The 17,330-nt window shown below is 72.0% G+C and carries 11 protein-coding genes; 5 read left to right on the plus strand and 6 right to left on the minus strand.

Features of this window, described 5'->3' with window-relative positions:
• Nucleotides 1-88 precede the first annotated feature (88 nt).
• Together QMF98_RS09660 and QMF98_RS09665 are read left to right on the plus strand one after the other, a co-directional pair.
• Nucleotides 89-1,306, plus strand: coding sequence for a thiolase family protein (locus QMF98_RS09660; protein WP_337972868.1), 1,218 nt, complete (start codon nucleotides 89-91; stop codon nucleotides 1,304-1,306).
• Nucleotides 1,303-3,420: a 3-hydroxyacyl-CoA dehydrogenase NAD-binding domain-containing protein gene (locus QMF98_RS09665; RefSeq protein WP_337972869.1), complete on the plus strand. Its 2,118-nt coding sequence runs from the start codon at nucleotides 1,303-1,305 to the stop codon at nucleotides 3,418-3,420. Before QMF98_RS09660 ends, QMF98_RS09665 begins: the two co-directional genes overlap by 4 nt.
• A 126-nt stretch (nucleotides 3,421-3,546) precedes the next feature.
• Here the strand turns inward: QMF98_RS09665 and pflB (QMF98_RS09670) are convergent, their stop codons facing one another.
• From pflB (QMF98_RS09670) to dxs, 4 genes are all read right to left on the minus strand, one after another.
• Entirely contained in the window at nucleotides 3,547-5,814 is a 2,268-nt protein-coding gene (pflB, locus tag QMF98_RS09670) for a formate C-acetyltransferase (RefSeq protein ID WP_337972870.1), read from the minus strand.
• A 135-nt stretch (nucleotides 5,815-5,949) separates the two neighbouring features.
• Entirely contained in the window at nucleotides 5,950-6,867 is a 918-nt protein-coding gene (gene pflA, locus QMF98_RS09675; protein ID WP_337972871.1) for a pyruvate formate-lyase-activating protein, read from the minus strand.
• Nucleotides 6,864-9,131, minus strand: coding sequence for a formate C-acetyltransferase (pflB, locus tag QMF98_RS09680; protein ID WP_337972872.1), 2,268 nt, complete (start codon nucleotides 9,129-9,131; stop codon nucleotides 6,864-6,866). The genes pflA and pflB (QMF98_RS09680) overlap by 4 nt, the downstream gene beginning before the upstream one ends.
• A gap of 97 nt (nucleotides 9,132-9,228) precedes the next feature.
• Complete coding sequence (gene dxs, locus QMF98_RS09685) at nucleotides 9,229-11,118, minus strand: 1-deoxy-D-xylulose-5-phosphate synthase (protein ID WP_337972873.1); 1,890 nt, start codon at nucleotides 11,116-11,118, stop codon at nucleotides 9,229-9,231.
• 230 nt (nucleotides 11,119-11,348) lie between these two features.
• Between dxs and QMF98_RS09690 the strand changes: the two genes are divergently transcribed.
• The 3 genes from QMF98_RS09690 to QMF98_RS09700 are packed head-to-tail and all read left to right on the plus strand — an operon-like array spanning nucleotide 11,349 to nucleotide 14,168.
• Nucleotides 11,349-12,803: a GuaB1 family IMP dehydrogenase-related protein gene (locus QMF98_RS09690; protein ID WP_291762917.1), complete on the plus strand. Its 1,455-nt coding sequence runs from the start codon at nucleotides 11,349-11,351 to the stop codon at nucleotides 12,801-12,803.
• 4 nt (nucleotides 12,804-12,807) lie between these two features.
• The gene (locus QMF98_RS09695) at nucleotides 12,808-13,509 is read left to right on the plus strand and encodes a type 1 glutamine amidotransferase (protein ID WP_337972874.1); all 702 of its coding nucleotides are present in this window, start codon (nucleotides 12,808-12,810) and stop codon (nucleotides 13,507-13,509) included.
• Nucleotides 13,506-14,168, plus strand: a complete 663-nt coding sequence (locus QMF98_RS09700; RefSeq protein WP_337972875.1) for an NUDIX hydrolase — start codon at nucleotides 13,506-13,508, stop codon at nucleotides 14,166-14,168. The genes QMF98_RS09695 and QMF98_RS09700 overlap by 4 nt, the downstream gene beginning before the upstream one ends.
• Nucleotides 14,169-14,262: 94 nt before the next feature.
• Here QMF98_RS09700 and acnA read toward each other — a convergent pair whose 3' ends face one another.
• Nucleotides 14,263-17,007: an aconitate hydratase AcnA gene (gene acnA / locus QMF98_RS09705; protein ID WP_337972876.1), complete on the minus strand. Its 2,745-nt coding sequence runs from the start codon at nucleotides 17,005-17,007 to the stop codon at nucleotides 14,263-14,265.
• Nucleotides 17,008-17,115: 108 nt separating this feature from the next.
• The gene (locus QMF98_RS09710; RefSeq protein WP_263730899.1) at nucleotides 17,116-17,292 is read right to left on the minus strand and encodes a translation initiation factor 2; all 177 of its coding nucleotides are present in this window, start codon (nucleotides 17,290-17,292) and stop codon (nucleotides 17,116-17,118) included.
• Nucleotides 17,293-17,330: the final 38 nt, after the last annotated feature.

The raw sequence follows: 17,330 nt of genomic DNA on the forward strand, positions 1-17,330 counted from the left end.
CGCGGTGTTACTCTTCGGTAGCCTTCTGCATCTGGGACATAGGTCCTAGCTGCTGAGACACCCGGACACTGCCGTCCCAGGAGGCCCGATGCCGACCTCGCCCGCCCGCACCGTTCGTTCGGTCGCCTTCGTCGACGGTGTGCGCACACCGTTCGGCCGCGCCCGGCCGGACGGCCTCTACGCCGGCACCCGTGCCGACGACCTCGCCGTCCGCACCGTGCGGGAGCTGGTGCGCCGGCACCCGCAGCTCCCGCTGGACCGGATCGACGACGTGGCGATCGCTGCCGCGACGCAGAGCGGTGACCAGGGGCTCACCCTCGGCCGGACCGTCAGCCTGCTGGCCGGCCTGCCCCGCACGGTGCCCGGGTTCGCCGTGGACCGGATGTGCGCCGGCGCCATGACCGCGGTGACGGCGACCGCGTCGGCCATCGCGGTCGGCGCGCAGGACGTCGCGCTGGCCGGTGGCGTGGAGCACATGGGCCACCACCCCATGGGCTCCGGGGCCGAGCCGAACCCGCGCTTCGTCGTCGAGCGTCTGGTCGACGGCGAGGCGCTCAGCATGGGAGCGACGGCCGAGAACCTGCACGACCGGTTCCCCGCGCTGACCCGCGCACGCGCCGACGCCTACGGCGTGGCGAGCCAGGCGCGGTACGCCGCTGCGCTCGCCGCCGGGCAGATCGAGCCGGACCTGGTCCCCGTGGCCGTGTACGACCGCGAGCGCGGCTGGGGCCTGGCGACCGCCGACGAGCCACCCCGCCCCGGTACCACGCTGGAGGGGATCGCCGACCTGCCGACCCCCTTCCGGCCCGGCGGCCGCGTGACCGCAGCGACGTCCGCTCCCCTGACCGACGGCGCTGCCTCGTGCCTGCTGGTCGCCGAGGACGTCGCCACCGAGCTCGGTCTGCCCGTGCAGATGCGGATGGTCGGCTTCGGCTACGCGGGGGTGGACCCGGAGGTGATGGGTCTCGGTCCGGTGCCCGCCACGGAGCGCGCTCTGCAGCGCGCCGGGCTGACCATCGGCGACATCGGCCTGTTCGAGCTGAACGAGGCGTTCGCGGTCCAGGTCCTGTCCTTCCTCGACGCGTTCGGCATCGCCGACGACGACCCGCGGGTCAACCCGTACGGCGGTGCGATCGCCGTCGGCCACCCGCTGGCGTCCTCCGGCGTGCGGCTGATGATCCAGCTCGCACGCCAGTTCGCCGAGCGGCCCGACGTCCGGTACGGCCTCACGGCGATGTGCGTCGGCCTCGGCCAGGGCGGCGCCGTGATCTGGGAGAACCCGAGCTACACCGGGAGCGCACGATGAGCACCGCACCTCGCCCCGAACGGGTCGCGCACGCCCGCGTGCGGGACGTGACCCTGCCCCGCCGCCTGGGCGCGCTCGCCCTGGTCACGGTCGACAACGGGCTGGACCACTCCAAGCCGACCACGCTCGGTCCCGCCGGGGTGGCGGAGCTGACCGAGGCGCTCCAGACGCTGCAGGCCCGCGTGCGGCGCGGCGAGCTCGCCGCCGTCGCGGTGACGGGCAAGCCGTGGGTCTTCGCGGCCGGCGCCGACCTCACCCAGGTGACGGCCGTCCGGACCCGGGAGCAGGCGCTGGCCCTGGGTCGCAACGGCCACGCGGCGTACGAGCTGCTGCACTCGATGGGCGTGCCGACCTTCGCCTTCGTCAACGGCGTCGCGCTGGGCGGCGGCCTCGAGCTGGCCCTGAGCTGCGCCTACCGCACGGTGTCGGCGGACGTGCGGGCGCTCGGGCTGCCGGAGACCGGGCTCGGGCTGGTGCCGGGTTGGGGCGGCGCGTACCTGGTGCCGCGCCTCGTCGGCATCGAGCGGGCGCTCGAGGTGGTGCTGACCCGCCCGGCGGCGAACAGGCCCTACGGCGCCGCGGAGGCGGCCCGCATCGGCCTGGTGGACGTCGTGCTGGATGCCGCGGACTTCCTCGAGCAGTCGGTGCGGTGGGCGGCCGACGTGCTCGACGGCACGGTTCGCGTCGAACGCCGCCCGCTGGACGACGAGGCCACGTGGACCCACGCCGTCGCACGTGCCCGCGAGGTGCTCGACGCGACCGTCGCCGGCTCCCGTCCGGCCCCGTACCGCGCCCTCGAGCTGCTCTCGGCAGCACGCGAGGCGGACCGCGCGGCGGCGTTCGCCGCGGAGGACGACGCCCTCGCCGACCTGGTGATGACCGACGAGATGAGGGCGAGCGTCTACGCGTTCGGTCTGGTCGGCGGAGCGAAGCATCCGCAGCACGCGCCGGACGCGGCGCTGGCCCGGCCGGTCACCCGGGTCGGCGTGGTGGGCGCCGGGCTGATGGCCGCCCAGATCGCCACGCTGTTCGCGCGCCGCCTGAAGGTGCCGGTGGTGATGCGGGACCTGGACGAGGAGCGGGTGGCCCACGGGCTGGCTGCGGTCCGCTCTTCCGTGGAGCGCATGGTCGGCTCCGGACGCCTGTCCGCCGACGCCGGTGCCCGGGTGGTCGGTTCCGTCACCGGCAGCACGGAGCTGTCCGCGCTCACCGGGTGCGACCTGGTCATCGAGGCCGTCACGGAGCTGCTGCCGGTCAAGCAGCGGGTGTTCGCCGAGCTCGAGCAGGTGGTCGGCCCGGACACCGTCCTGGCGACCAACACCTCGGCGCTCTCGGTCACGGCGATGGCGTCCGGGCTCGCCCATCCCGAACGCGTCGTCGGCCTGCACTTCTTCAACCCCGTCGCCGCGATGCCCCTCGTCGAGGTGGTACGGGCGCAGGAGACCGACGACGCGGCGATCGCGACCGGCCTCGACGTGGTCGCACGCCTCGGCAAGACGGCCGTCCCGGTGCTCGACCGCCCCGGGTTCGTCGTCAACCGCCTGCTGGTGCTCCTGCTCGGCGTGGTGGTCGGCGCGATCGAGGACGGCACACCGGTCGAGGTCGCCGACCACGCGCTCGACCGGTTGGGCCTGCCGATGCCGCCGTTCGAGCTGTTCGACCTCGTCGGGCCGGCCGTCGGTCTGCACGTCCTGACGTCCCTGCGCGCCGACCTCGGCGAGCGCTTCCCGCGCTCCCCCGGCCTCGAGCGGCTGGTGGCGGACGGCACGGCCGTGGTGCTGCCGCGCCCCGCGCCGGGTCTGCCGCGGCGCGTCGACCCGGCGATCCAGGCGGTCTTCGACGCCGCCCGCGAGCACCCGCGCCGGGACACCCCGCTGGACGGCCCCGGGCTGCTCGACGCGGTGCTGACGGCACTCACCGTCGAGGTCGGTCACCTGCTGGACGAGCACGTCGTGCCCTCGGCCGACCAGGTGGACCTGTGCATGATCCTCGGCGCGGGCTGGCCGTCGCACCTGGGAGGCCTGACACCGCTGCTCGACCGCACCGGTTACAGCGAACGAGTCCTGGGACACCGGCTGCTACCGCCGGGCACGGCCGACGTGCCGCAGGACTGACCCGGACGCCCGCTGCACCGGCCCGCCCGCCCCTCGGCGCGGGACGGTGCACGCCGGGGACGACGACGGGCCCGGTGCGGCGGGAGTGATCCGCCGCGCCGGGCCCGTCGGTGCGTCGCTACGACCTCACGCGGTCGTGTGGAACGTGCGGGACAGCACGTCCAGCTGCTGCTCCTTGGTGAGCTTGACGAAGTTCACCGCGTAGCCGGACACCCGCACCGTGAGGTTCGGGTACTTCTCCGGGTGCTCGATCGCGTCCTCGAGGGTCTCGCGGGAGAGCACGTTGATGTTGGCGTGGTAGAGGCCCTCGCCCATGCCGGCGTCGAGGATGCCGACCAGGTTGCCGACCTGCTCCTCCTTGTCACGGCCGAGACCGGACGGGGTGATCGTGTTGGTCAGCGAGATGCCGTCCAGCGCGTCGTTGTAGTCGAGCTTGCCCACCGAGAGCATGGACGCGACCATCCCGTGCGTGTCCATACCGTTCTCCGGGTTGGCGCCCGGTGCGAACGGCGTGCCCTTCTGGTGGCCCGACGGGAACGACCCGGTCGCCTTGCCGTAGACCACGTTCGAGGTGATCGTCAGGACCGACTGCGTCGGCACCGCGTCGCGGTACGTCGGCAGCTTGCGGATCTTGTCCATGACGGTCTTGACCACCAGCTGGGCCAGCTCGTCGGCACGGTCGTCGTCGTTGCCGTACACCGGGAACTCACCCTCGGTGACGTAGTCGACCACCAGGCCGGTCTCGTCGCGCACCGGCGTGACCTTCGCGTACTTGATGGCCGAGAGGCTGTCCGCGACGATCGACAGACCCGCGATGCCGCAGCCGAGGGTGCGCACGATCTCGTCGTCGTGCAGCGCCATCTCGATCGACTCGTAGGCGTACTTGTCGTGGCTGTAGTGGATGATGTTCAGCGCCTCGACGTAGGTCGCGGTGACCCAGTCGAGCATCTGGTCGTACTTCGCCCACACCTCGTCGAAGTCCAGCGGACCGTCACCCTGCACGGCCTCGTAGCCCGGCACGATCAGCTTGCCGGACATCTCGTCCCGCCCGCCGTTGATCGCGTAGAGCAGCGACTTGGCCGCGTTGACGCGGGCACCGAAGAACTGCATCTGCTTGCCGATGGTCATCGGGGACACGCAGCAGGCGATCGCGGCGTCGTCACCCCAGTGGCAGCGGATCTGCTCGTCGGACTCGTACTGGATGGCCGAGGTCTCGATCGAGATCGCGGCGCAGAAGTCCTTGTAGCCGTCGGGCAGCGCCGGGTCCCAGAAGATCGTGATGTTCGGCTCGGGAGCCGGGCCGAGGTTGCGCAGCGTCTGCAGCAGGCGGAACGAGGTCTTGGTGACCAGCGCACGCCCGTCCTCGCCGAAGCCGCCGTCCGACCAGGTCGCCCAGTACGGGTCGCCGGAGAAGATCTGGTCGTAGTCGATGGTCCGCAGGAACCGCACGATCCGGAGCTTGAGGACCAGCGCGTCGATGATCTCCTGCGCGCCCTCCTCCGTCAGGGTGCCGGCGGCGATGTCACGCTCGGAGTAGACGTCGAAGAACTGCGAGAGCCGGCCGATGCTCATGGCGGCACCGTCCTGGCTCTTCACCGAGGCGAGGTACCCGAAGTACGTCCACTGGACAGCCTCCTGGAACGTCTGCGCCGGGCGACCCAGGTCGAACCCGTACTGCTCACCGAGCCGCTTGAGCTTCTTCAGCGCCTTGACCTGCTCGGAGTGCTCCTCGCGGTACCGGGCCCAGTTCTCGGAGAACGGCTGGTCGGCGACCGAGTCCTTGTCCTTCAGCTTCGCGGCGATCAGCGCGTCGACCCCGTACAGCGCCACGCGGCGGTAGTCGCCGATGATCCGGCCACGGCCGTAGGCGTCCGGCAGGCCGGTGACGATGTGCGAGCTGCGCGCGGCGCGGATGCGCGGGGTGTAGATGTCGAACACCGCGTCGTTGTGCGTCTTGCGGTACTGGGTGAAGATCCGCTTGATCTCGGGGTCGGGCTCGAGGCCGGCCTCCTTGATCGCGGTCTCGACCATGCGCCAGCCGCCGTTGGGCATCATCGCCCGCTTGAGCGGCACGTCGGTCTGCAGGCCGACGACCACGTCGTCGTCCTCGCTGATGTAGCCCGCGGGGAACGCGTCGATGTCCGCCGGCGTGTGGGTGTCGACGTCGTAGACGCGCTTCGCGCGCTCCACGGAGAGGAACTTCTTCTCCAGCGTGTCCCAGATGCCCAGCGTCTTCGCGGTGGGACCTGCCAGGAACGATGCGTCGCCGGTGTACGGCGTGTAGTTGCGCTGGATGAAGTCCCGGACGTCGATCGTGTCGGTCCAGGGCCCCGGCACGAAGCCGGTCCACTCAGCGGGTGTTGCGGTCGAGACCGGAGTCGCGGTAGTCGACATGGGACGCCTTCCTCCTTGGGGGGTCGTTGACCACCCTAGGAGCGAAGTCATGGGACGACTCGGGTCATAGGTCCTGGGATGAGTTGGGGCCCAGGCCAGAGGCCTGTGGCCTCCGTCACAGCGCTGTGGCGCCGCTCACATCACCGTGAGACCGCGGGCGCGGAACTGGTCGCGAACCCGCTCGACGAGCTCGGCGGACGGCGCCCGGACACCGTCGAGCTCGTACCGCATGCCCAGCTCGGCCCACTTGTCGCGGCCCATCTGGTGGAAGGGCAGCACCTCGACGCGCTCGACGGTGGAGAGCGCCTGCACGTGGTCGGCGACCTTCTCGACGTTCTCGACGGCGTCCGTCAGACCCGGCACCAGGACGAACCGGATCCACATCGGGGTGCCGTGCTCGGCCAGCCGTCGGCCGAACTCCAGGGTCGGCGCCAGCTCGCGGCCGGTGACGCGCTTGTACGTCTCCTCGTCGCCGGACTTGATGTCCAGCAGCACCAGGTCGAGGTCGTCGATCATCTCGTCGGTGCAGGCGCGACCCAGGTAGCCGGACGTGTCGATGGTGGTGTGGATGCCCATCGCCTTCGCGCCGCGCAGCAACCGCTTCACGAACGCGGGCTGCATCAGCGGCTCACCGCCGGAGATGGTCAGGCCGCCGCCCGTGGCAGCGAACACGCGCCGGTACCGACCGATGCGGCGGAGCAGCTCGTCGGCAGTCACGCTCGTGCCGCGGCGCATCTCCCACGTGTCGGGGTTGTGGCAGTACAGGCACTGCAGCGGGCAGCCCGACAGGAAGACGGTCATCCGGGTGCCCGGTCCGTCGACCGCGGTCACGAGCTCCCACGAGTGCACGGAGCCGAGCTCGCCCGTACGCACCTGCGCCAGCCGCTCGGAACGCTCGTGCTCCTCCGTCTCGAGGCCGGACGTCCCGGCGCCCTGCGCCCGCACGTTCGACCCGCCGACCAGCGGCAGCCCCAGCTCGACGACCGGCGCACCCGCCGGTTCGGCCACCAGCGTGCCGGTGCCGCCGGTGTTGGTGCCGACCTCGCCGCTCATACGGCACCGTGGAAGGTGCGGGACAGCACGTCGAGCTGCTGCTCGCGCGTCAGTCGGACGAAGTTCACGGCGTACCCCGAGACCCGGACGGTCAGCTGGGGGTAGCTCTCCGGGTGCTCCATCGCGTCGAGCAGCGTGGTCCGGTCGAGCACGTTGACGTTCATGTGGTAGCCCGTGGACAGCGTGTAGGCATCCAGCAGGCCGACCAGGTTGGCCACCTGCTCGGCACGGGTCCGGCCCAGACCGGACGGGAGCACCGAGCTGGTCAGCGAGATGCCGTCCTGCGCCTCGGAGTACGGCAGCTTGGCGACGGACAGCGCCGAGGCGAGCATGCCGTGCGTGTCCCGGCCGTTCATCGGGTTGGCACCGGGCGCGAACGGCTCGCCGTACCGGCGACCGTCCGGGGTGGACCCGGTCGCCTTGCCGTAGACGACGTTCGACGTGATGGTCAGCACCGACTGCGTGTGCAGCGCGTTGCGGTACGTCGGCTGCTGCCGGAGCTTGGCCATGAAGGTGCGCACCACCCAGGCGGCGATGTCGTCGACGCGGTCGTCGTCGTTGCCGAAGGTCGGGTACTCCCCCTCGATCGCGTACTCGGTGACCAGCCCGTCGGTGGTGCGCAGCGCGCGCACCGTCGTGTGCTTGATGGCGGACAACGAGTCGGCGACGACGGACAGGCCGGCGATGCCGCACGCGAGGGTGCGCAGCACCGTGCGGTCGTGCAGCGCCATCTCCAGGCGCTCGTACGCGTACTTGTCGTGCATGTAGTGCACGCAGTTCAGGGCGTCGACGTAGGTCTGGGCCACCCAGTCGAGCATCCGGTCGAACTTGGCGACCACGTCGTCGTAGTCGAGCACCTCACCCTCGACGGACGCCGTCACGGGACCGACCTGCCGGCCCGTCATCTCGTCCCGGCCGCCGTTGATCGCGTACAGCAGAGCCTTGGCGAGGTTGACCCGCGCACCGAAGAACTGCATCTGCTTGCCGACCCGCATCGGGGACACGCAGCAGGAGATCGCTGCGTCGTCGCCCCACGAGGAGCGGATCAGCTCGTCCGACTCGTACTGGATCGCCGAGCTGTCGATCGACAGCTCGGCGCAGAACCGCTTGAAGCCCTCGGGCAGCCGCTCGCTCCACAGCACGGTCAGGTTCGGCTCCGGCGCCGGGCCGAGGTTGCGCAGCGTCTGCAGGTACCGGAACGACGTCCGGGTCACCAGCGTGCGCCCGTCCTCACCCATGCCGCCGATCGTCTCGGTCACCCACGTCGGGTCCCCGGAGAACAGCGCGTCGTACTCCGGGGTCCGCAGGAACCGCACGACGCGGAGCTTGATGACGAAGTCGTCGACCAGCTCCTGCGCCTGCTCCTCCGTCAGCACGCCCGCCGCGAGGTCGCGCTGCAGGTACACGTCGAGGAACGTCGAGGTGCGGCCCAACGACATCGCCGCGCCGTTCTGCTCCTTCACCGCGCCGAGGTACGCGAGGTACAGCCACTGCACCGCCTCGTGCGCGGTGCGCGCAGGCCGGCTGATGTCGAGGCCGTACGACGACGCCATCTGCACCAGCTCGCCGAGCGCCCGGATCTGCTCCGCGAGCTCCTCGCGGTCGCGGATCACGTCCTCCGTCGAGCGCTCCATGTCGAGCGAGGCCTTCTCCAGCCGCTTGCCCTCGATGAGGGCGTCCACGCCGTACAGCGCGACGCGCCGGTAGTCGCCGATGATCCGGCCGCGGCCGTAGCCGTCGGGCAGGCCGGTGATCAGGTGGCTGGAGCGCGCCGCCCGCACTGCGGGCGGGTAGACGTCGAACACGCCGTCGTTGTGGGTCTTGCGGTACCTGGTGAACACGTCGACGATCTCGCGCGGCGCGGCGTAGCCGTAGGTGGCCAGCGCCTGCTCCACCATCCGCCAGCCGCCGTTCGGCATGATCGCGCGCTTGAGCGGCGCGTCGGTCTGCAGGCCGACGATCAGCTCGCGCTCCTTGTCGATCCAGCCGGGCCGGTGCGACGTGATGGTGGACGGCGTGGCGGCGTCGACGTCGTAGACGCCCTTCTCGCGCTCGACGGCGAACATGGGGGTCAGCTCGTCCCAGACCGCCAGGGTGCGCGGCGTCGGACCGGCGAGGAACTCACCGTCGCCCGTGTAGGGCGTGTAGTTGCGCTGGACGAAGTCCCGGACGTCGATGCGGTCCGCCCAGGGTCCGGGGACGAACCCCTCCCAGGCGCGCGGCAGCGCGCTGTCGCGGCGGAGGGAGGCGGCGGTCAGAGGCATCCAGAGCTCCAGGTATCGGGTCTACGACGACGTTATGACCCAATTCATAGGATGTCTCGGGACGTTCGTCCCCAGGTCGAACCGGTGCAGATACCGGTCAGTCGGACGCGCCGAGCGCGGTCAGCACGTCCGCGGCGACGTCGGCGGCACCGAGCCGCAGCTGGTCGACCAGCTGCTCGCGAGTCGCGTGCCCCAGGAACGCGCGCGGGACGCCGAACGACTGCACGGGCTCACGCAGCCCCTGCTCGACGCAGCGCTGAGCGAGCAGCGACCCGACGCCGCCCTCGACCAGGCCGTCCTCGAGCGTGACGACGTGCTCGTGCTCACCGACCAGCTTCACCAGCGTCGGCGGGACCGGCACCGGCCACAGCGGGTCGACCACCGTCACGGCCAGGCCGTGCGCCGCGAGCAGGTCGCCGACCGCCAGAGCGGTCGGCACCATCGCACCGACCCCGACGACCAGCACGCGCCGGGCCCCAGGGCGGTCCTTCACGGCGTGCCGGGCGAGCACGTCGACCCCGTCCAGGTGCTCGATCGCGGGCACGGGCTCGGGCAGCGCACCCTTCGGGTACCGCACGACCGTGGGAGCGTCGTCCACGTCGACGGCGGTGCGCAGCGCCGTGCGCAGCGTCGCCTCGTCACGCGGTGCAGCCAGGCGCAGCCCCGGCACCAACGAGAGCAGCGAGAGGTCCCACATGCCGTTGTGGCTGGCACCGTCGTCGCCGGTGATCCCGGCGCGGTCGAGGACGAACGTCACACCGGCACGGTGCAGCGCCACGTCCATCAGAACCTGGTCGAAGGCGCGGTTGAGGAAGGTCGCGTACACCGCCACCACGGGGTGCAGCCCGGCGAAGGCCATCCCGGCGGCGGACGTCGCGGCGTGCTGCTCGGCGATGCCGACGTCGAACACGCGCTCGGGGAACTCGGCGGCGAAGGGCGCCAGCCCGACCGGCTGGAGCATCGCGGCGGTGACCGCGACGACGTCACGGCGCCGACGGCCGATCCGGACGATCTCGTCGGCGAACACGCTCGTCCACCCGAAGCGTGAGGGCGCCAGGGGCAGGCCGGTCTCCGGGTGGATCTGGCCCACCGCGTGGAACCGGTCGGCGACGTCCTGCTCGGCGGGGGTGTACCCGCGGCCCTTCTCCGTGATCACGTGCACGATCACCGGACCGCCGTAGGCGCGCGCCCGGCGCAGCGCCCGCTCGACCTCGCGCTCGTCGTGACCGTCGACGGGGCCGATGTACTTCAGGCCGAGGTCCTCGAACATGCCCTGCGGCGCGACGACGTCCTTCAGGCCCTTCTTCAGTCCGTGCAGGGCGTCGTAGGCCAGGCGTCCCGGCGGACCGGACCGGCGCAGCGTCGCCTTGCCCCAGCTCAGCACGCTCTCGTACCCCTGCGTGGTGCGGAGCGTGTCGAGGTGCCGCGCGAGGCCGCCGATGGTCGGGGCGTAGCTGCGCCCGTTGTCGTTCACGACGACGACGAGGCGGCGGTCCTCCCCCGCGGCGATGTTGTTCAGCGCCTCCCAGGCCATGCCCCCGGTCAGCGCCCCGTCACCGATCACCGCGACGACGTGCCGGTCCGGCTCGCCCCGCAGCTCGTACGCCTTGGCGATGCCGTCGGCCCAGCTCAGCGCCGTCGACGCGTGCGAGTTCTCCACCACGTCGTGCTCGGACTCGCTGCGGCTGGGGTACCCGGACAGACCGCCACGGCGCCGCAGCTGCGTGAAGTCGGACCGACCGGTCAGCAGCTTGTGCACGTACGCCTGGTGACCCGTGTCGAACACCAGGGTGTCGTGCGGGGATCGGAACACCCGGTGGAGCGCGATGGTCAGCTCGACGACGCCGAGGTTGGGGCCGAGGTGGCCGCCCGTCCGCGAGACGGACTCGACCAGGAAGCGCCGGATCTCGCCGGCGAGCTCGTCCACCTCGCGGGGCGTGAGCCGCCGGACGTCCGCGGGCGACGAGATGTGCTCCAGGAGCCCCACGCTGCCCTCCCTCCGGCCGCCGCTCGACCGCCGCACCGCACGAAGGCCGAAGGACACTGTATGGCCGCTGGCCCCGGACCGTCGCGCTCACCGGCACGGGGCCGCAGCGCGCGGGCGGCGCACGGGCGGTGTACCCGCACTCGTCGACGGGCGGCCGCCCGGCGGACCCGGTCGCGACCCGAGGGCTGTCGTGCGACCCCCGGTAGGCTGTCTCGGAAAGGGGAACTCCCATGCGCTTCCTGCCCGGCCACACGGCCTCCGGCGACCTGACCTACGGCGACGTCTTCCTCGTCCCGTCCCGGTCGGAGGTCGTCTCCCGGTTCGACGTCGACCTCACCACCGGTGACGGCACCGGGACGACGATCCCCGTCGTCGTCGCGAACATGACCGCCGTCGCGGGGCGACGGATGGCGGAGACCGTCGCCCGCCGCGGCGGCCTCGCGGTGCTGCCCCAGGACACCCCGACGGACGTGGTGGCCGAGGTTGTCGCCTCCGTCAAGTCCCGGCACCCCGTCGTCGAGACCGCCGTGGTGGTCAGCCCGCACGACACCGTGCAGACCGCGGTCACCCTGATCGGCAAGCGCTCGCACGGTGCCGCGGTGGTGGTGGACGAGGGCCGCCCGGTCGGGGTGGTCACCGAGGCCGACTGCCGCGACGTCGACCGGTTCACCCAGGTTGCCGAGGTGATGGCGCAGAACCCGACGACGCTCGACCTGCACGTGCTGGAGCAGCGCGGGACGGCGGGCCTCGAGGACGCGTACGAGCGCCTGCACGCCTCGCGCCGTCGGTTCGCGCCGGTGGTGCGCGACGGCATGCTGATCGGGGTGCTGACCCAGGTCGGGGCGCTGCGGTCCTCGATCTACACGCCCGCCCTGGACGGGCGTGGCCGGCTTCGGGTCGGCGCTGCGGTGGGCATCAACGGCGACGTGCGGGCGAAGGCGGCGAGCCTGCTCGAGGCCGAGGTCGACGTGCTCGTCGTCGACACGGCGCACGGCCACCAGCGCAAGATGCTCGACGCGCTGGCAGCCGTCCGCTCGCTCGACCCGCAGGTGCCCGTCGTCGCGGGGAACGTCGTCACCGCCCAGGGCACGCGCGACCTCGTCGAGGCGGGCGCGGACATCGTCAAGGTCGGCGTGGGCCCGGGTGCGATGTGCACCACGCGCATGATGACCGCCGTCGGCCGGCCGCAGTTCTCGGCCGTGCTGGAGTGCGCGCAGGAGGCACGGCGACTCGGCCGCAGCGTCTGGGCCGACGGCGGCGTCCGGTACCCGCGCGACGTCGCCCTGGCGCTGTCCGCCGGTGCGTCGCAGGTGATGATCGGCTCCTGGTTCGCCGGCACGCACGAGTCGCCGGGCGACCTGCACACGGACCCCGACGGGCGGCTGTACAAGGAGAGCTTCGGCATGGCGTCCGCCCGCGCGGTCGCCGCTCGCACGCGCGGCGGCTCGCCGTTCGAGCGTGCGCGCAAGGGGCTCTACGAGGAGGGCATCTCCTCCTCGCGGATGTACCTCGACCCGCGTCGCCCCGGCGTCGAGGACCTGATCGACTCGATCACGGCCGGGGTCCGCTCCGCCGCCACCTACGTCGGGGCCAGCACGCTCGAGGAGCTGCACGAGCGTGCCGTGGTGGGCCTGCAGTCGGCCGCCGGTTACGACGAGGGCCGCCCGCTGCCGGACGGCTGGTGAGCCGGTGCGTCCTGCGCTGATCCTGACGCACGCGCCGCACGAGGGTCCGGGGCTGATCGGCCCGGGCCTCGGCGCGCCCTACCGGGTGCGGACGGTGCTGGACGACCCGGCACCGCGGCTGCCCGACGTCGACGAGCTGTCCGGGCTGGTGGTCATGGGCGGACCCATGGACGCCGACGACGTCGCCGGCCATCCGGGTCTGGCGGCCGAGCGTGAGCTGATCGCCGCCGCGGTGGACGCCGGCGTCCCGGTGCTGGGTGTGTGCCTGGGCATGCAGCTGCTGGGCCTCGCCCTCGGCGCACCGCTCCGTCGGCGGGCCGGGTCCGAGCTCGGGTTCGGCCCAGTCGAGCTCGTGGCCGACGACCCGGTGCTGTCGGCGCTCGGCGCCGTCGGCACGGCGCCCACGGTGCTGCACTGGCACTCCGACGCCGTCGAGCTGCCGGACGGCGCCACCCTGCTGGCCCGGTCCGCGATGACGCCGGTGCAGGCCTTCAGGGCCGGTTCGGCGCTGGGCATCCAGTTCCACCTCGAGGTCGGGGCCGACCAGCTCGAGCTGTGGCTGGCGACCCCCGAGATGGTCGGCGAGCTCGACGAGGACGAGGTGGATGCCCTGCGGACGGCGGCGGCGGCCCACCTGCCCGCGCTGACGGTCGCCGGCACCTCCGTGGTCACCGCGTTCGCCGACCAGGTGCGCAGCCGCGGGTGAGCACGGACGCCCGCGCCGAGCTGTCCGCGCTCGTCGCGGCGGGTCCGCCGTGGCAGCTCGACGCGTCCCGGTCCGTGGCGGTTCCCGGTTCGCGGGCCGCCGCGGTCCTCGTGCTCTTCGGCGTGCTCGACGCGGTCCCGGCACGTTCGGCGGCTGGCGCACCGGTCTCCACCGACCTCGACGTGCTGCTGCAGCGCCGTGCGGCGACCCTCGGGCACCATCCCGGCCAGATCGCCTTCCCAGGCGGCCGGCTGGAGGCGGGCGAGACGCCGGAGCAGGCCGCGGTCCGCGAGGCGGTCGAGGAGACGGGCCTCGACCCGGCCGGTGTCGAGGTGCTCGGTTCCCTCCCGGCGTTGCCGCTGCCCGTCAGCCGCCACGTGGTCACGCCGGTCCCGGCGTGGTGGGCACGTCCGTCGCGGGTGGCGGCCGTCGACCACCGCGAGACGGTGGACGTGTTCCGCATCCCCGTCGCGGACCTGCTGGACCCGGCGAGTCGCGGCACTGTGCGACTGCGTCGTGCACCGGCGGTCAGCACGCCGGCCTTCGAGGTCGCCGGTGTCGTCGTCTGGGGCTTCACCGCCCTGGTGCTCTCCGGCATGTTCGACTCGCTCGGCTGGACCCGGCCCTGGGACGCCTCGCGTCGCATCGAGCTGCCCTGACCTGCGGCACGCCGAGCGTGCACGCGCCCCGACGACGAGGCCGCCTCGACCTGGCCGGAACCGGACCAGGTCGAGGCGGCCTCGTGCTTCGGCGTCAGGCGACGCCGGCGACCTGCCGCAGCACGTACTGCAGGATCCCGCCGTTGCGGTAGTAGTCCGCCTCTCCGGGGGTGTCGATGCGGACGACGGCGTCGAGCTCGACGACGCTGCCGTCCTGCTTCGTCGCCCGCACGTGGACCGACCGGGGAGTGCGGCCCTCGTTCAGCACCGTGACGCCGGAGACGTCGAACGTCTCGGTACCGTCCAGCCCCAGCGAGTCGGCCGACTCACCCTCCGGGAACTGCAGCGGCAGCACGCCCATCCCGATGAGGTTGGAGCGGTGGATGCGCTCGAAGCTCTCGGCGATCACCGCACGGACGCCGAGCAGCGCCGTGCCCTTGGCCGCCCAGTCGCGCGACGAGCCGGACCCGTACTCCTTGCCGCCCAGGACGACGAGCGGCACACCGGCCGCCTGGTACGCGGTCGACGCGTCGTAGATCGCCTGCTGCTCGCCGCTGAGGAAGTTGACCGTGTAGCCGCCCTCGACGCCCGGCACCAGCTGGTTGCGCAGCCGGATGTTCGCGAAGGTGCCGCGGATCATCACCTCGTGGTTCCCGCGGCGCGAGCCGTAGGAGTTGAAGTCCTTGCGCTCGATCCCGTGCTCGGCCAGGTACCGGCCCGCGGGGCTGTCCGGTTTGATGGACCCGGCGGGGCTGATGTGGTCGGTGGTGACCGAGTCGCCCAGCTTCGCCAGCACGCGGGCGCCGCTGATGTCCTGGACGGGTGCCGGCGTGGCCGTCATCCCCTCGAAGTACGGGGGCTTGCGGACGTAGGTCGACTCGGCGTCCCAGGCGAACACGTCGCCCTCCGGGGTCGGCAGCGAGCGCCACCGGTCGTCGCCGGCGAACACGTCGGCGTAGTCGGCCGTGAACATGGCGCGGTCGATCGACGCGTCGATGGTGTCCTGCACCTCCTGCGGCGACGGCCAGATGTCCCGCAGGAACACCGGGTGACCGTCCTCCGACCGGCCGAGCGGCTCGGACTCGAAGTCGAAGTCCATCGTCCCGGCCAGCGCGTAGGCGATCACCAGCGGCGGGCTGGCCAGGTAGTTCATCTTCACGTCCGGGTTGATCCGGCCCTCGAAGTTGCGGTTGCCGGACAGCACCGAGACGACCGCGAGGTCGTGCTCGTTCACCACGGCCGAGACCTGCTCGTCGAGCGGACCCGAGTTGCCGATGCAGGTGCCGCAGCCGTAGCCGACCAGGTGGAAGCCGAGCTTCTCCAGGTACGGCCAGAGACCGGCCTTCTCGTAGTAGTCCGTGACCACCTGCGAGCCCGGCGCCATCGACGTCTTCACCCACGGCTTGGCGGTCAGCCCGTGCTCGACCGCCTTCTTCGCCAGGAGGCCGGCCGCGAGCATCACCGACGGGTTGGACGTGTTGGTGCACGACGTGATCGACGCGATCGCCACCGCGCCGTGGAACAGCTCGAACTGCTTGCCGTTGCTGTCGGTGACCGGCACCGTGCGGAGCGCCTGACCCCCTATGGCCGGGGAGTCGGAGGCCGGGAACGACTCCTCCTCCGCCTGGTCGACCAGGTCACGCACCTCCGGCGCGTAGGTGGGCAGGTCACGCTCGAACGCGGACTTCGCCTGCCGGAGCTCGATCCGGTCCTGCGGTCGCTTGGGCCCGGCGATCGACGGCACCACCGTGGACAGGTCGAGCTCGAGGTACTCGGAGTAGAGCGGCTCCGTGCCCGGGTCGTGCCACAGCCCCTGCTCGTGGGCGTACGCCTCGACCAGCGCGACCTGCTGGTCGCTGCGGCCGGTGAGCCGCAGGTAGTCCAGCGTGACCTCGTCGATCGGGAAGATCGCCGCGGTCGAGCCGAACTCGGGGCTCATGTTGCCGATGGTGGCGCGGTTGGCGAGCGGCACCGCGGCCACACCGGCGCCGTAGAACTCGACGAACTTTCCGACGACGCCGTGCGCCCGGAGCATCTGCGTGATGGTCAGCACGACGTCGGTCGCCGTCACCCCGGACGGGATCGAGCCGGTCAGCCTGAAGCCGACGACGCGCGGGATCAGCATCGACACCGGCTGGCCCAGCATGGCCGCCTCGGCCTCGATGCCACCGACACCCCAGCCGAGCACGCCGAGGCCGTTGACCATCGTGGTGTGCGAGTCGGTGCCGACGCACGTGTCCGGGTAGGCCCGCAGCACGCCGTCGACCTCGCGCGTCATCACCACACGGGCCAGGTACTCGATGTTGACCTGGTGCACGATGCCGGTGCCCGGCGGGACGACCTTGAAGTCGTCGAAGGCCGTCTGCCCCCACCGCAGGAACTGGTACCGCTCGTGGTTGCGCTGGTACTCCAGCTCGACGTTGCGCTCGAAGGCGTCCCGACGACCGGCGACGTCGATCTGCACGGAGTGGTCGATCACGAGCTCGGCCGGCGCAAGCGGGTTGATCCGCGACGCGTCCCCACCGAGCTCGACGACGGCCTCACGCATGGTGGCGAGGTCGACGACGCACGGCACCCCGGTGAAGTCCTGCATGATCACGCGCGCCGGCGTGAACTGGATCTCCGTGTCCGGCTGGGCGTCCGGGTCCCACGCGGCGAGCGCGCGCACGTGGTCGGCGGTGATGTTCGCGCCGTCCTCCGTGCGCAGCAGGTTCTCGGCGAGGACCTTCAGGCTGTAGGGCAGTCGCTCGACGCCCGGTACCGCTGCGAGCCGGAACACCTCGTACGAGGTGCCGCCCACCTCGATGGTGCCCCGGGATCCGAAGCTGTCGACACTCACGAGGTGCTCCTTCGCTGGACGGGTCGGTGCCGTGCGGCCAGGAGCCGGGCAGGACCGATTTATCTCGACGTCGAGATATCTTACCCTGCCCGACTCCCGACCGGCACCTCAGCCGGCGGGTGTGTCCCGGTGCTCGACCGCCTCGGCGGCCTTCCGCTCGGCCTCGACCAGACGCTCGTAGGTACGGGGGTCGTAGTCCGGCGTGCCCTGCTTGAACAGCTCCTCCGTCACCGCCCGCTTGGCCTCGGCCAGGCGCTGGGTGGCGACCTCCCTCTCCTCGCTCACTGCCGTGCTCCCTCCTCGGCGAGGTGACCGCCGTCACG

The organism is Cellulomonas sp. NTE-D12 (genome assembly GCF_027923705.1).
GTDB lineage: Bacteria > Actinomycetota > Actinomycetes > Actinomycetales > Cellulomonadaceae > Cellulomonas.